8 protein-coding genes are annotated in these 17,173 nt (G+C 41.1%); 3 read left to right on the forward strand and 5 right to left on the reverse strand.

Translation table 11 applies throughout. The features are described from left to right. Positions 1-2: 2 nt before the first annotated feature. The 5 genes from KZP23_RS13320 to KZP23_RS13340 all read right to left on the reverse strand — a co-directional run bounded on the left by KZP23_RS13320 (position 3) and on the right by KZP23_RS13340 (position 11,741). Complete coding sequence (locus tag KZP23_RS13320; protein WP_226332211.1) at positions 3-2,345, reverse strand: GH92 family glycosyl hydrolase; 2,343 nt, start codon at positions 2,343-2,345, stop codon at positions 3-5. 90 nt (positions 2,346-2,435) lie between these two features. Beyond that, a complete protein-coding gene (locus KZP23_RS13325) occupies positions 2,436-5,564 on the reverse strand; it encodes a GH92 family glycosyl hydrolase (RefSeq protein ID WP_226332212.1) in 3,129 nt (1,042 codons plus the stop codon). Between the two features lie 211 nt (positions 5,565-5,775). Continuing rightward, positions 5,776-6,501 carry a DUF3823 domain-containing protein gene (locus KZP23_RS13330; RefSeq protein ID WP_226332213.1) on the reverse strand — a complete coding sequence of 242 codons (726 nt, stop codon included), beginning with the start codon at positions 6,499-6,501 and terminating at the stop codon, positions 5,776-5,778. A 51-nt stretch (positions 6,502-6,552) separates the two neighbouring features. Continuing rightward, positions 6,553-8,508, reverse strand: a complete 1,956-nt coding sequence (locus tag KZP23_RS13335; RefSeq protein WP_226332214.1) for a RagB/SusD family nutrient uptake outer membrane protein — start codon at positions 8,506-8,508, stop codon at positions 6,553-6,555. Positions 8,509-8,519: 11 nt separating this feature from the next. Beyond that, positions 8,520-11,741 carry a SusC/RagA family TonB-linked outer membrane protein gene (locus KZP23_RS13340; RefSeq protein WP_226332215.1) on the reverse strand — a complete coding sequence of 1,074 codons (3,222 nt, stop codon included), beginning with the start codon at positions 11,739-11,741 and terminating at the stop codon, positions 8,520-8,522. Positions 11,742-12,742: 1,001 nt separating this feature from the next. Here KZP23_RS13340 and KZP23_RS13345 point away from each other — a divergent pair. The 3 genes from KZP23_RS13345 to KZP23_RS13355 are packed head-to-tail and all read left to right on the forward strand — an operon-like array spanning position 12,743 to position 17,166. Next, positions 12,743-14,374 (forward strand): peptidase domain-containing ABC transporter, encoded by a 1,632-nt coding sequence (locus tag KZP23_RS13345; protein WP_226332216.1) that lies wholly within the window; start codon positions 12,743-12,745, stop codon positions 14,372-14,374. A gap of 6 nt (positions 14,375-14,380) precedes the next feature. Continuing rightward, positions 14,381-15,757: an HlyD family secretion protein gene (locus tag KZP23_RS13350; protein WP_226332217.1), complete on the forward strand. Its 1,377-nt coding sequence runs from the start codon at positions 14,381-14,383 to the stop codon at positions 15,755-15,757. Between the two features lie 8 nt (positions 15,758-15,765). Beyond that, the gene (locus tag KZP23_RS13355; protein ID WP_226332218.1) at positions 15,766-17,166 is read left to right on the forward strand and encodes a TolC family protein; all 1,401 of its coding nucleotides are present in this window, start codon (positions 15,766-15,768) and stop codon (positions 17,164-17,166) included. Positions 17,167-17,173 lie beyond the last annotated feature (7 nt).

The following is a 17,173-nucleotide window of genomic DNA, read 5'->3' on the forward strand; positions in this document are numbered from 1 at the left end:
GACTAGTTTGTCACAGGATGATCAGTTAGTCCCAATTTTAGTTTACCACCTTTGGTTACATCCGAGAAGGGTAGGGAGTAGGTATCCAGTTTTTTACCATTTAGCTCCATGTCTTTTAGATATATATTATCCTTGGAATTGTTATTCGTTTCGATGACAAAACGTTTGCCCTTGAAGTAATCTTGGTCCAACTTGATGGTCACTTTATCAAATAATGGGCTTCCAATTTGGAACTTTGGATCTATTTCTGTCAATCCTTTCACATCAAATAGCCCAATTGATGACATTACATACCAAGCTCCCAATTGGCCCTGATCCTCATCCTGTCCATAGCCATAGCCATGTATCCCTTCCGTGCCATAAAACTCGTTGCAAATCGCCCTTACCCATTTTTGGGACAGATGGGGCTTTCCAGAGAAATTAAACATCCAGGAAACATGCAAATTAGGTTGGTTGCCATGATTATAAAGCGTCTTCAACCCGGAGAATGCATCGATTTCTGCCCCTCCTCCGAAGATGTTTTTCTGGGAAATGATGAAAATACTGTCAAGTCGGGTGTTGAAAGTTTCCTTGCCCAAAGTAGTCACTAACTCTTCTACATGATGCGGCACATAAAAGGTGTATTGAACTGCATTGCCCTCTTGAAAGCCTTTCCAAGGTGCCAGTGGATCAAAGTCTTCAATGAATTTACCATTGGAATCTTTTGGACGGATCAATTTGGTTTCTTCATCATATAGTAGCTTCCAACCATTTGATAGTTGGGTAAGTTGCTCATAATCGGCAGTCTTGCCCAGTTGCTTAGCAAATTGGGCCACAGCAAAGCTGCTGAAAGAGTATTCAAGCGTATGTGATGCGGCAAAACCCGAACCTTCCTCTACGGTTTTCATATCAAATTGCTTTTCGTAAGGGCTATAACCACGCTCCACAAATTGTTTGACATCCATTTTTCCAGCGCCTTCTATTCGGTCTTTCCAGCCTATTTCGTTCTTTAGTGAAGCTTCATAAGCCAGTTCTACATCATAATCCCTGATCCCGCAGTTATAAGCTGCGGCGATGGCCAAACTGGTGAAATTGGTTCCAACTCCTGATACATATTTACTGTTGGCAATGCCATCTCCTAGCCAGCCGGCGTCCTTATAAACCAGCAGCTGGCTTTGAACCCAATCAGCGTAATATTCCGGGTAGGCTACTGCCCAGAGTTGGGTCAAATTCCAGAAGGCACCCCAAATGGCATCGGTATTATAGTGATGGTGAATGGGCTGTCCTCTTTTATCAAGTTCGATCTGCCCCACAGCCCCGCTATTCATTGGATAGGCTCCATTTACATCACTGGCAAGCCCCCTGCCCAGTAAGGCATGGAACAGACCTGTGTAGAATTTAACTTTGTCCTCTTCATTTTGCCCCTCCACCTGAATTCTACCAAGATACTCTTCCCATGTTTTGTTGGCTTGTTTTTGGGCCTTGTCAAAATCCATTTTAGGAGCTTCAGTATCCAGGTTGAGACGGGCATTTTCAATAGAGGTATAGGAAAGGCCTATTTTGATTTCTACTGCTTCATCTTGCTTAGTGTCAAAGGTGAAATACATGCCAGCACCAACTCCCTCTTGCTCATTTCTGCCTGGGAATATTTGTTCTTTCACAAAAGAGCCAAAAGTACTAGGCTTCTTATCCATTTTGGCCGAAAAGTACATCCTTACATCAGCCCCTTTTTGGTAGATATTGACATATACAGGGGAGGTGATTACATAACCTTCAATGCGCCCATCTTCGGTGAAGTTCACATAGGCATCTTTTACTTCACCACTTTCTCCTTGTTTATTCCCTATGTCAAAAAGAATATTGGCTTGGGAAGTTTTAGGAAAAGTATAGCGGTGAAAGCCGACCCTTTTGGTAGCGGTGAGTTCTGCTTTGACATCATGGTCTTTTAGAAAGACCGAATAATAACCTGGTTTGGCCAGCTCCTCCTTTTTGTCAAAGCGAGATCTGTAACCGCCGGCAGGATTGTCTAGTTCGCCAGGAACAGTCTGTAAATCACCCACAGAAGGGGCAATGACCACGCCTCCCACCTGAAACTCGTGAAAATTGGCAAAGCCCTCAATAGAGCTGTGCCTAAAGTCATAGCCCACGGCTTGCCATCCTCCTGGATTACCCAAATGGGCATCGGTGGAAGGTGCCAGTTTGGCCATGCCAAAAGGAACTGCAGCAGGTGTATAGAAGAACCAACGGCAATGTGCTGTCCCGATATTGGGATCCACATAATCTACTGGGCTTTGGGCAAAAAGGGCTCCAAAGGGAAGTAGGATGTAAAATAAACAAGTACTAATAAAAGACCTCAAACCACTCATTTAATTGTATTTATTTGCTTAGTTTATTACGGAAGTCTCTTTGGCTTATTGGGTATTATAAACTTAGCCAAAGAGACTTCCCTTTTCTAATTATTTATCGGACGTTCTCCCCCAATTTTTATTGGGTTGGTCACCCATTTCCAAAACCAATTTTCCTCCTTTGAGCAATTCGGAAGCAGGGAACCAAAATGATTTCAGCTCTTTTCCATTGAGATAAGCTTTTTGTACATAAATGTTCTTTCTGGAGCTGTTTTTAGCTTCGATTATGAATTGTTTACCACGGCCGTACATTTCCTTCAGGTCAATGGTGATTTTTGAATATAACGGGCTGGCTATCTCGTAGATTGGCGTGGCACTGGTTCCACCATCCATTTGGAACAGGCCTATGGAGGCCATTACAAACCAAGCACTCATTTGCCCTTGGTCTTCATCACCCAAGTAGGCATTGGCCAAACCGCTGCCGTAATATTTCTCAAGAATAGAACGGCTCCATTTCTGTGTCAACCAAGGATGGTCTGCCCAGTTGAATAGGAAAGCAAAGTGCATGGATTGTTGGTTGCCTTGTACTACAGGGTAATCCCAGTATTGGTCATTTGGGGCATTGTATCTCCAAGGTTCACTGGCTTTGAAGCCCCAATCCAACCTTTCCACAAAAGCCTCTTTGCCCATCACATCGACCAAAGCTGGTACGTCTTGAGGAACGAAATAACTCAGCTGCCAGGAATTGCCTTCGACATAATGATGGTTTCGGCCTGACTGAAAAGGATCAAAAGGCTCTTCAAATTCCCCTTTGCTGTTGCGCAATTGGGCAAAACCATTTTTAGGATTAAAGGCATTTTTCCACCAATTGCCTCTATCAGAAAAAACTTTATAGTCTTCTTTTTTACCTAAGGACTTGGCTAGCTGGCCCACTGTCCAGTCGTCATATGAATATTCCAATGTATTGGAAAACCTTCCTTTATCAGAAGGGACATATTTATGATCGAGGTAGGTAATAAGGTCTCTGTTTCCTGCAAAACCACCTGCCACTTCAGTTGCTGGCGTTGTCTGCATCTTTTTTACTGCCTCGAATGTCTTTTCTACATCAAAATCACGAATGCCCATTTGGTAGGCAGATACCATTTGTGGTATTTCATGTTCGGCAACCATCACTGGAATATATTCCATTCCTGCAGGACCTTTTCCTAGCCAACCGTTGGCGTCGTACATGGCAAGTTGGGATTTTACCCATTTGGATGACCATTCAGGCGTGGCCAGATTCCAAAGCTGATTTAAGTTCCAAAAGGTATTCCAAAAAGCATCACAGCCCAGAGCCAAATCCGAAGGATCTTCAAATTTTTGCTTGGTCTCATCTGGAGCAATCCATTCTCCATTGACATCACTCCAGGTGTTTCTGCAAAGGGAACGGAAGAAGTTGCTGTAAAAACGGACTTTTTCCAAGCGGTTATCACTGGCAATGGTAATCCTTGACAAATAGTCGTTCCACACATCTTTTTGATGTTGGACCACTGCTTCAAAATCCCAACCAAAAGGGTCGGAGATTTCTGTTTTAAGGTTTTCAGCGGCATTTTCTATACTGACCAAGGATATCGCAGATCGTGCCTGTACCACATTGGATTGGTTGGTGTCAAATTCCACATAAATGCCAGCGTCTTTTAGATCTTTTCCTTTAATGATTCCTCCTTCAAGGGTTTGGTCATTGATCCATCCGCCTACGTTTTTGATGGGCTGGTCAAACTCAATTACGAAATTTACCACATATTCCTGATCGGCATCATTGCTCCATACGGTAGGTCTAGGAGAAATCTGATGACTCCTTCCTTCTATTCGGTAATCACTCACTTTATTGATTTCCACATCAGAGAGCAGGTAATCATACTCGGCCTCTACATGCATGTCAATCATGACCCTTCCATCTTGATCTTTGGGAAAAGTATATCGTTGGAATCCACCTCTGGTGGTAGCCGTCACTTCTGCCCATATTTTAGTATCTGACATGTACACCTTATAGAAACCCAAAGGTGCTTCTTCAGTAGATTTATCTATTCTGGAACGGTAGCCAGCATCAGGATCAAACTGATCTCCCACTTTTGTCTGTAATTTTCCATTGGTCGGCATCATCCCCAATCCGCCCATGGTCCACTCATGAATATGGCTGAAGGTTCCTATGGTTTCAAATGAGGGTTGATAGCCCGCTTGCCAGCCCCTGTTTTGGTTATCAGGACTCATTTTTACCATGCTGAAGGGCATCCAAGGGCCTGGAGCAATCATCCAACGGGAATGGGCCGTGCCTATTCTGGTATCCACATAGTCTGCCAAACTTTGCAAAGCCTGTGGTGAACGTAAAATGGAGCCTTCTTCGATTTTTTTGCCATCTATGTAGATTTCATATTGGCTCTTCTTTTTCCTTTTTACCGAAGGCATAGGTACTTCTATCTGATACCTGGCAGAATCCAAAAAAGTACTATAAACGGCTTTTTTATCCAGTTTTACCTCTAATTTGGGTTGACCAGTTAAATGTTCTACATCGACCAATAAGGGCTGTATTTTTTGTTTTCCGGCTTCAAGTTCATAGGTTGCTGGTTTTACTGAACGAACAAAAACCTGATCGTTTTGTGTTAAAACGGTTCCGTCTGGACCTTCCAGTCTCACTTGATCAAACACCACCCATGAACCTTCCAGAATGGTAATGGTGATCGAGTTGCCCCCTTTTTGGATAATATCTTTATCGATTGGAATTTCGATTATTCGTTCTACAGCACCTGACATATCTCCGCTTAGAGTGCCTTCGCTTGCACCTTTGAGTAGGAATTTACTATGCTGGTTGTTTACACTTACTTTTAGCAATGATTTGGTTGGTTGGGAGTCTGCCAGATCAATGACCAGTTTAAAACCTTCATCACTTTTCATTTCTTTGATCCCAAAAAGTATATTTATCTCATGGGTTCTCCAACCTGATGTGCCCCAGGTTCCACCCCAAGTATCAGCTGGGCCAGGAAGTACATAAGGAAAATCGTTTCTCGGATTTGAAGTTCCTACTAGGAAATAGCGATCTTCATATCCAAAGTCCCTGCTTAAGAACTTTTTGTAATCTGCAGGTCCCAGGGCTAAATCGGCAGATGAATTATCGCTTTTACCGATTTGCCATATACTTTTGGCTTGGGCACTGAAACTTGACAGCATTATGATGACAACAATGCTTTTAATCAAATTGAACATACTGACTTTATATTTTATACTTTTTGGTTATGCTTTGCATCTTTAATACTTTCCTTCTTCATTCAATTTAAGTAGGAACTTTTTCCTAGCAAGGAGGAAGATGAAATCCCGAGATATTTATTGTGTTTTTCTATCCTGCCCACAAATCATTTAACTGGAAGAATAGTAAATGTCCCTGAGGAATAAGATCCATTCAGGGACATTTGTCTTTTTATTTGGTAGTTATTTCCTTAATAGGGGAGTAATTATAAACATTGGTGCCGTTAACTTGAGTATTGATCCTGGCGCCTACTCTTAAGAAATACTTCCTCTCATAGTCTGGAAAAGTTTTTTGGGCGCCCGTACCAATGCCTCCTGGCCATCCCGTAGTGATAGTGATCGTCTCGCCCAATGCTGGCAAAGTAGCGCCTACCAAGTGAGTGGAAAAGTTGGGACTAAAGCTAAAATCTCCCACATATTGGTTTTCACTTACAAATAGCCAGACCTCACTTAATGGGTGTTGGTAGTCTGGGTCTGAAGTGCCCCGCGTGATCTTTACTTGGATGGTGGCTGTACCGTCTCCATTGACTACTGGTTCCCCAATCCATTCTACACGAAGAAACGGGTCAACTTCATAAGTTCTTTCTACTACGCCTTTGAGGTCGATAATTTCTTCTTCCACTGGGACAAAAGCGCCTTCAGCTCTTACCCCATATTCACCTGCAAATATTTTGGAATTATTGAACTCCCCATTCATTTTACAATACATATAGTAGGGGGTAGGGTTTTCGCTCCAACTGTACTCCATCAGCGTTATCCGTGCTCCGGTATTGCCTATTGCTGTTTGGAAGGGCTCTTTGGTTTGCATGTCCACAAAGGCTCCTGTAAATGTCTCGGCAGGAGGGGCGTAGTTATCCTCAATACAGGAACTCAATCCTGTCGAGATAATACATGCCATTAACAAATATTTTATAAGATTATTTTTCATAGGTCTTAATTTTGAAAGTGACTAGAAACCTGGATTTTGTTTACAATTAGGATTCTTGTTTATCTCTGAATTTGGAATGGGCTGATAGTAGTATCTTGTATCATAGGTATAGATATACTGACGGCCTGCCCTAGGTTCCTGGAATTTCACTGAAAGGAAATATTTTTGGGCATCAGTGGAATAAAACGGATTAAGGATTTTATAACGTCTGTTGTTTTGCTCTTCATAAAGCGTTCGCCAACGTTTCAAGTCCCAATAGGTTTTGTTTTCAAAAGCAAGCTCCTTACGGCGTTCTATGCGGATGATGTCAATATTGTCCAATTCAGTTTCACTGCTAAGCAATTCGGCACCGGCGCGAAGTCTGATATCATTGATGTTCTCATAAGCTACTGTGAGATAATTATCTCCTGATTCGCCCCCAAGCATCAGCTCATATGCTGCTTCAGCTTGATTCAGCAGTACTTCTGCAAAACGGATTTCTATCCAGCTTTGGGTAGAATTAAAATCATTGGTTACACCAGTTTCCCTCATGTATTTGCGAACGTACATTCCTCCGACATTGCCAAAGTCCCAATTTGACACAGGTCCATTAGCTCCCGCTGCACGCATGGTGCTTCCGTTTGGATCTCCTGGATTGAGGTTGATTACTGGATTGGCCCCTAAGCCTGGTGCCAAATGCAGGTTGGGGTCAGTTAGTTGGTTACAGTTGCCTACATCACCTTCATTGTCAAGGGGAAGGATTCCTTGGCTGGCATCTCCAGTCCAGATTCCTCTTCTTATTTCGATTACTTGATTTCTGTAAGTATCCATGGGGAAGATGACTGTTCCTCTCAGCCTTGGTTCAGCATTGGCAAATGCATCCATCGGAGAATTATAAAGCATATAATGCCCATTGTCATCAATGTTTTTGAAATTTCCATCCTCATCTTTGGCTATTCCATCAAACATTTCTACGAAATCCATGGTAGGATTCACTTCAGAATCATTGCCACCTGATTTTGTTTGATTAGGTTGGGTGGAATGATCGTAGTCATGTTTGCTGTTTAGCTCATCGAAATATTTTACAAAAATATTTTCAGAGGTTTCATTTAAGAACAGGTACTTGAAGTTTTGATATTGCGCTTCTGCATTGCCCTCTTGCCACTGGCCCATATACAGTGCATATTTCTGGGAGTCCACTACCAGTTTTGCCGCCTCATAAGAGGCCTTGAAATACTCATTTGCTCTATTGGCAGGAATACCACAAATCCTTACTGAAACGCCTTCTTGGTCCTGGGTCTCGTTTACCGAATTGTATTTGGCAATACTACCGGCATGGAGCATGGCGCGGGACTTAAATGCTGCTGCAACATACCTGTTTACACGGCCTTTTGCCGGGGAATTCTCAGGCAAATGTTCGATGGCATAATCCAGATCTGCGGCAATAAAATCCCAAATGGCTTCTTCCGAGGCCCTGTATAAATGCGTTCCTTCCATACTGACCGAAGCAGGGTAGTCGACTATAGCATCGATTAAAGGAACTCCTCCGTATCGTTTTACCAAAGCAAAATAAGTATAAGCCCTAGCAAAATGTGCTTCTCCTAAATAGGTGTCTACATCTGAAGTATTCAAAGAAGAAGCATATTCAGGAAGTTTCTCAATGAGCATATTGATGTCACGGATTTGGGAATAGGTATCATCCCAATAAGAAAATCCCTCACTTTCGGCTCCAGGAGTATCCCGGCCAATGGCTTCACCCGTCAAGCAGCTGAACTGTTTGTATTGAGTGCCATTAAAGTTGAAGCCTGAGGCATAATAATATTTGAAATCTTCGATAGGCAGTCTGCTGTATATTCGGGCCACATTGGTCATGATGCCTTCATTGCTACCATATATATCATTTTCATTCAATAGGTTTATAGGGGGAATATCCAAATCGGTACAGGCTGTAAGTAGTACACCCAATCCTATTGACATTAATGTTTTTTTAAGTTTCATATTTTGTCAAGTTAAAATTTCACGTTTATACCAATTGTATATGTCTTATTGATAGGATAGTTGTATCCAAGATTAGTAAGACCAGATCCACTCGTGTTGCTGGTATAAAACTCAGGGTCAGCGTATTTCAGCTTGCTAAATGTCAGTAGGTTATACGCATTTCCGTATACTCTTATGTTTTTCAATTTGATGAAATCAAGCACATTGGATGGCAAGGAATATCCGATTTCTAAACTTTTCAACCTTACATAGGCTGCATTTTGTATATTGAAATCTGAAGAGGCATTTGGCAGCGATCCTGTATAGCCATAATTACCACCTGTCCATTCTGTACTGGGATCATATGGATTTGCAGTGGGATCAGTAGGGTGCCATCTGTTCATAAAGTCACTGATGGCGTTTGAGTTGGACCATAAAGGTTCATACAAGAATTCTCTCGCCAACACATACTTTTTGCCAGCACCTTGCCATAGCATGGACATATCAAATCCTTTCCATTGAGCACTTAGGTTAAGGCCAAAGTTGACCAATGGGACTTGACCGCTGTAAGCCAATGGATGGACATCCAAGTCATTGATCCAGCCGTCTTCGTTCCAATCTTGGTATTCATAGTCTCCCAAAACAGAGCCTCTGCTGACATAAACTGGATTGTAATAAACTTCATCCCAGCTGGTCATGCGGCCGTTGCCTGCATAGCCCCACCAAATATTGTTATAGCGATCATTGACACCGTTTCTCCAGTTCAAGTAGGAATTGCCCAGTTCGGCCATTTCATAATATTGAGTTTTGGTTCTGGTGTAGGAAACATTACCACGTATTTGATAATTGAAATCACCTATTTTATTCAGATGACTCAGTTCAATTTCAAATCCACGGTTTTGGTCACTGTTGAGGTTTTCTTGAGGAAGAGAGGCCCCGACGATTCCCGGTAAGCTACCTACCCTTGTCGCCAGCAAACCAGAACGGTCCCTATTGAAATATTCTACTGTTACACCTAATCTACCACTCCATAAAGAAGCATCCATTCCGATGTTCAATGTTTTGGCCTCATACCAGGTTATGGCAGTATTGGCAAGGCCTGTATTGCTGGAAGAGGAAACAAATTGATCTCCGAAAATATAACCCCCAGGAAGGCCTCTGCTGCTGCCTGAAGCAGGGTACTGATATCCACTCACAAACTGGTAGGCTAGGGAGCTATCATCCCCAGTAATACCATAAGATCCTCTGAATTTTAGGTCTTCAATCACACGTAAAGGTGAATTCATCCAAAAGCCTTCTTCAGAAATTCTCCAACCTGCAGAGAAAGAAGGGAAAAAGCCCCATCGACTATCTTTTGGGAATTTGGATGAGCCTTCATATCGGTATGAAAATTCTGCCATGTACTTGCTCTTAAATCCATAGATGAAACGTCCCACTGATGCGCGGTTAGCATAATCGTAGAGCGCACCACTTGATGTGCTTTGTCTGATTTCCTGATTATCGGTGATACCGGCAAATATTTGGGGCAAAGGAAGTACAAGGTACCTGTACCCGTAAAAGTTGTCTCCTTGGAAATGGGAATTCTCTAACAGATTAAGAGCAGAAATAGCGTGGTGACCAAACTTTCTTTCATAAGCTACTCTCAACTGCCATAAAGTGGAATTTTTGCCATAGAAATAGCGGGAAATTTTGGAGTTCCCACTGGTTTGGTTATTGGCTTTGTATTCATTACCATTGGGTAAGTACAGGGTGAAACTCTTGGAGTATTCCTTGTTGTCGTTTTGTGTATAATCATAACTGAACATGGATTTTAATGATAAACCCTCTACAAAAGGAACCTGATAGGTGAGGCTCATATTGGACTGGAACCATTTGCTTTTGTAGCTGTTTTCGCCTACCAAGTCCTTGTCCATCATGGCAACTGGATTTAAGATGACATTCCAATCCATCATGGCATATTTTCCCGCTTCTTCATCATAGTATACATTATCCATTGGACGGTGTAGCCACATGGCCCTTACGATGTCATTAGAACTAAATGGAGAAGTTTCCCTTTCATCTATTAAACCAGACAGGTTCATGTCTAACTGGATATTATCGGTGATTTTTGCGGATATATTGTTCCTAATGGTGTATTTCTCATAGTTGATTGCATCAGTTTTAAGAAAACTGCCTTGCTGTTGATAACCGACACTTGTATAATAAGTTATCCCTTCATTTCCTCCTGTTGCACTGATGGTATGTTGGGTAGCAGGAGCGCTATTTCTCATCACCATGTCCTTCCAGTCCGTGGAAGGCATACTGCCATTTCTATAAGATTCAATTTCCTCTTCAGAATATCTAGAAACCACTCCGCTGTTATCCACATTGTGTTTGTCTCTTTCGTTATAGAGGGTCATCCAATCTGCCGCACTTACCAAATCAGGATAATTGGAGGGGTTCTGCCAAGTCATATTACCAGAATAACTCAAGTTTGGCTTGCCTGTTTTTGAGCCCTTTTTGGTGGTGATGATGATCACACCATTGGCTGCTCTCGAGCCGTAAACGGCTCCTGAAGCGTCTTTAACCACAGAAATGCTTTCAATATCCTCTGGATCAAGGCGTGCCATATTGTTTCTCGGCACACCGTCTATCACTACTAGAGGAGCACCAAAGCCCCTAATATCCATGGAACTATTAAATGTACCCGGTTCACTTGAGTTTTGGAGGATGCGGAGGCCCGCTACCTTACCGGTCAGCATGTTTTGGAGGTTCTCGTTTTTGGTCGTAACGATTTCGTCACTTTTGATTGATGCAACAGCGCCTGTTACATCGGCTTTTTTCTGAGTTCCGTAGCCAACCACAACCACTTCTTCGAGTTGGTCGGTTGCTAATTTTAAATTGATATTGATGGAGGTATTGTTACCGACTACAAATTCTTGGTTTTCATAGCCGATATAAGAAAATACAAGGATACTTTCTTTGTTTTTTACAGATATGGCATAATTCCTTTCCACATCTGTGATAGCCACATTATTGGTTCCTTTTTCTATTACTGTAGCCCCAGGAAGACCTGCTCCTGTCTCATCAACCACAGTGCCTTTAATATTGATTTCAAGTCGTTTGGCGGAAATGGGATTGTTGTCCTTGTCTGAAGAAATTTTAGAAGGTTTGTCATAGGCCATTAATGTGGATGATGCCATTAGAAATAGCATTGTGCCACAGAAGCCACGAATCACTCTCCGCCATTGATAGGGTAATGGTTTACATTTCATATATGTATATGCTTGGGTATTGTAAATAATTGACTAATATTTTTTGTCTTTTGGACTATTGTCCCCTTGCAATAGGCTTCTTGTTTACGAACTGTTTGGCTTTTTCATATCAATGTTTTAAAGTTTAGGAATTACTGAATCTTAACTGTGGCTATTGCTCCTTTGCGTTTAAGGTGTTATAGCTGCTTTACTGAGCTTTAGACAATTAAATTTTATTAATGTCCATATGTATATACATATGTGAAGGTACAAAAAAATACATTTGTTCAAAGTTTTTTTTGTTTTTATTTTTTTGTTTGCCCATTGAGGAGGATTTTAGACGCATGGAATAGCTAAATGGAGAAGTTTTTTTTGTTCAATCAGAAACAGGCAATATAGGTTGTGAAAATATTTGGATTAAAAACGGAATGTGAATTGATATATTTATAATTCGTTCATTTTCAATTGTAAATACTTGGAGACTAGTGTTCACCTATCCTAAAAAGTGATTGGTTTGTGTTTTGTATTAAGGCTATCGGGAGGCTTTTTACTGAAAATTAAAATAGGTATTCATACCAAATATGGTGTTGCTAAGGTGTAATATGGCTATGATAAATATTTGATTCTTAATTTGGACCTTAGCCAAGGAAAAGTAGTTTTATTTGATAATACTCTTTTTTAATGTATGTATGTTTATACATTTTATTTTGAATTATTTGATTGGCAGAACAAATGCTGCATTTAGGCATCCAAGAAATAGAACGTTTTGCTTAAGTCTTCGCGCTATCCGGTCTTTAGACACTGATTTCCATTCCTGGCTTCATGTCAAGGTGAGTCAATCAAAAACAATTGATAAAAATAAGCTATCTTAAAGGTATTGGGACATTAGAATCCGATTAGAATTGAATATGAATGAAACTTTTTTTTTGTTCATTGGTTTATATTTGCTGATCTAAATTGCTAGTTTTTAATAATAAAAAGTAAAATGAACCAGATGGTTTTGTTAATCTTCGATCAATAAAATGACGACACTAACACCTATTCAGCGGCTTTGGAGGCTTTTAAAAATATATAAACCAGAAATAAGACAAATATACATTTATGCTCTTTTTATAGGTATCGTGAACCTATCCCTGCCATTGGGAATTCAGGCCATTATCAATTATCTACAAACAGGAGAGCTGTCCTCTTCTTGGGTGATCCTTGTGACGGTGGTTTTGGTAGGGATTACTATCGCTGGTCTGCTTCAGGTACTACAATTGAGGATTGTTGAAAATATTCAGCAGGACATTTTCGCGAGGTCTGCTTTTGAATTTGCCTATCGATTGCCACAGATCAAACCAAAAGAACTGGATGGGCAGCATGCACCTGAACTGGCCAATAGATTTTTTGATACATTAACCATACAGAAGGGTTTACCTAAAATACTGATAGATCTTTCGGTATCGGCCTTTCAGATTTTGTTTGGTATGATATTGCTATCCATTTATAGCCTTTACTTTATTTTACTGGGCCTTGTGTTAGGCTTTGCCCTTTTTATGTTGGTGAAGGTGACCGGTCGGATTGGCTTGGAAACCAGTATTAAAGAAAGCAAATATAAGTATAATCTTGCGCATTGGCTGGAGGAAATTGGCCGAGTAAGGAGAACCTTTCATCTTTCCCAGGATCCTTCCTTTCATTTGAAGAAAAGTGATGATATCACTGTGGATTATATCAGGTCCAGGGAATCCCACTTTAGGGTATTACTGGATCAGTTTAAGGCGATTATCGGCTTTAAGGTTTTTATCGCTGCAGGGATTTTGGTAGTAGGAGGTGTATTGGTGTTCAACAATCAAATGAATATTGGGCAATTTGTGGCCGCAGAGATTGTGATCATTTTGGTGATCAATTCGGTGGAAAAGCTGCTCAATATTTGGGATAATGTGTATGATGTACTTACCGCTTTTGAGAAAATAGGTTTTGTAACGGATATGAGTTTGCAAAATGAATCAGGAAACCAGAAAATCAAAAAGCAATTTCCTAGTTCAATAGTTTTGAAAAATGTTAGTTTCCAATATCCAAATGATCAATCTTCGGTCTTCAAAAAACTTAGCTTTGAAATTCCAGAAAGGTCGCGTGTCGTACTAACAGGGAAGACTGGAGCAGGAAAATCTACTTTATTGCAGATCTTGGCGGGGATTCAGCATATTGATGCAGGAGATATTCTGCTCAATGATATTCCTTATGAAAAATTGGACAAGAAAAGTTTCCACCAAAACTTAGGAGTGGTATTGGCTTCCAATCAAATTTTTGAGGCAAGCTTTCGGGAAAATATATTAGTGGGAAGGGATATTCCTGACAGCGATTTGACCGAAATGCTGAACAATTTGGGGCTGACGACCTATATTAAAGGATTGCCAAAGGGATTGGATACGGTAATGGACAGTGGAGGGCGCAGGACACCTCGTTGTATCATCCAAAAAATTCATTTGGCCAGGGCAATTTGCCACCGACCAGGTCTCTTACTGATGGAAGATCCTTTGGTCAATATCCCCAAAAATGAAAGGCATGACCTCATCAAATACCTTGCAGATAAGTCCCATAATTGGACTTTGGTAGTCATCACGGACGAAGATGATTGGATAGAAAACAGTACCCAAACTATTAAGTTGTAATCAGCCATGTTGAACATATCTGAAAATAGCATAGCTAAATACGTCAAGCAGAATGACTTTAGGGCATTTAGGGTACTGAAGGAAATAAGTTATTTCCAATTTTCAAGGAAATCCGTCATAATAATCCTTGTTGTTTTGTTGATTTGCCTCTTTTTACCTTGGACTCAAAATATTCAAACGGACGGTTATGTGACTACTTTATTTCCTGAACAGCGACCTCAGGCCATTCAGTCTATTATCTCAGGTAGATTGGAAAAATGGTATGTAAGAGAAGGAGACTTTGTGGAGAAAGGCGATACTGTGGTGTTTATATCTGATGCGAAAAGTGAATATTTTGATCCTAAATTGATCGAGCGGACCCAAGAACAATTGGATGCGAAAGTGGAGAGCTCATCTTCATATGAAGCAAAAATAGCTGCCATTAGGGCCCAGTCTACAGCCTTGCAGGAAGCCATGCAATTAAAACTCCGTCAATTGGAAAATAAGATACTCCAAGCCAATAATAAGGTTCAAATGGATAGCATTGATTTGGTAGCATATAGCACCAATCTGCGGATTGCTGAAAACCAATTGACACGAACACAAGAATTATATGACAAAGGTCTTAAGTCCCTGACCGAGCTCCAAGAGAAGGAATTGAAGGTGCAAGAGGCCAATGCCAAGGTGACTGTTCAACGTAATAAACTTGTCAATCAGCGAAATGAGTTGTTGAACTTAGACCTGGAAATGTCAACCGTAGAGCGGGAATACAGGGATAAGCTGGCAAAGGCACAGTCAGACACCCAATCGGCCTTATCTGCCAAACTGGGCACAATGGCAGAGGTTTCCAAATTGCGGAATCAACTTAGTAATTATGGTCAAAGGGCCAGTTTGTATTATGTCACTGCCCCACAATCCGGTTATATCACCAAGGCGGTGAAGAAGGGAATCGGAGAACTTATCAAAGAAGGAGCAGACATTGTATCCATTATGCCTCAGGACTATGATTTGGCTGTAGAGGTTTATGTAAGACCTCAGGATTTGCCGCTTATCAAACAAGACAATAAAGTAAGTTTGCGTTTTGATGGTTGGCCAGCTATAGTCATCAGTGGATGGCCAGAAGCTTCCACTGGTGTATTTACAGGAAAAGTAGTGGCCATTGACAGGTTCATCAGTTCAAATGGTTATTATAGACTATTAGTCAGCCCAGACCAAGAGGATAGGCCTTGGCCAGAAAAATTAAGCATGGGAACTGGCGTAAGAACCTTTTTATTGCTGAACAATGTACCGATCTGGTATGAATTGTGGAGGCAGCTTAATGGCTTCCCTGCGGATTATTATACTGAGGAAAAGACAAATCCTAAACCATTGAAACTAAAGGCACCACTGAAATCAGTTAAATAATTTCCTTAATGCGCACAAAAGTATCGATATATTATCTTCTTTTTCTGCTCCTTGGCTGCCCTATTTTCAGTGAGGCCCAGTCATTGGATACTTTGGATTATGAAGTCTTTATACAAAAGGTCATCACACACCATCCGCTCTCACAAAAGGCCAAGTTAAATGACCTGAGGGCTGAAGCGAGTATTAGAGCGGCAAGAGGAAATTTCGACCCAGTATTGGAGTCCAGTTTTGATGAGAAGCTTTATTCGGATAAGACGTATTACAGAAAATCTGCTTCGAGTTTGAGGATTCCGACTGTTGCCGGGCTTGATTTAATTGCCGGTTATGAAAAGAACTCAGGTACCTATTTGAACCCAGAGAACCAAACGGGGACAAATGGTCTTTGGAATGCTGGAATTGAGCTTAATGTCCTTCAAGGACTCTTGATGGATGAGGGAAGGACAGCTTTGCGACAAGGAAAGGCCTATGCAGCCATTGCAGAGCAGCAAAAGACCCTTCAGACCAATGACCTTTATTTCAGTGCTACTGAAGCATATCTTTATTGGGCCAATAGCCATGAGGCTTTGGCTATTGTGAATGAAAGTATCACATTGGCAGAAAATTACTTTCAGAATACCAAAACTTCATTCTTTAATGGTGAAAAGACGGCTATCGATACTGTGGAGGCTTATATCATGTGGCAAGACCGTAAAAACCTCCTTCAATCCGTCAAGTCAAGCTATACTGCCACGCAGAAAAACCTCGAAAATTACCTATGGGATGAGGAAGGCTGGTATGCTTTGGACCAAAAGGTGCCGGATAGCCTAATGGTCATTACAGGACAGGGAGAGACGGGGGATTTTTCATTGGACTCCCTGGATGCCCATCCCGTGTTACAGGAAGCCAGATCCAAAGTGACCTTGATGGAGGCTGAGAGAAGGATGAAGCAGGAAAAGTTGCTGCCAAAATTGAAGTTAAAATATATGCCATTGTTAAGCCCTGATGGAGAGGGCTTGCCTGGATATAACAATAATGATTATAAATGGGGCTTTTCTTTTAGCTTTCCTCTATTATTGAGAGGGGAAAGGGGAAATCTACAATTGGGCAAGGTAAAAGTCATGGAAAAGCAGTTGGAACTGGAAAATAAAACCATAGAACTACAAAATAAGGTCCTTAACAGCCTAGAACAAATAGACTTTCTAATGACCCAAGAGTCCATACAATTACAAAATGTAGATGGTTATGAGAAATTGCTATGGGCAGAAAATGAAAAGTTCAAGATGGGGGAAAGTTCTGTTTTTCTTCTCAATAAAAGGCAGGAGAAATACCTGGAAGGTCAATTGAAACTGATTGACCTGATCACAAAACGTCAGTTGGAACAATTGAAGTTCAGGTATTATACCAATACTTTGCTGGCTCCAGATGAATAGCTGCAAA

This window comes from Echinicola marina, assembly GCF_020463795.1.
GTDB lineage: Bacteria > Bacteroidota > Bacteroidia > Cytophagales > Cyclobacteriaceae > Echinicola > Echinicola marina.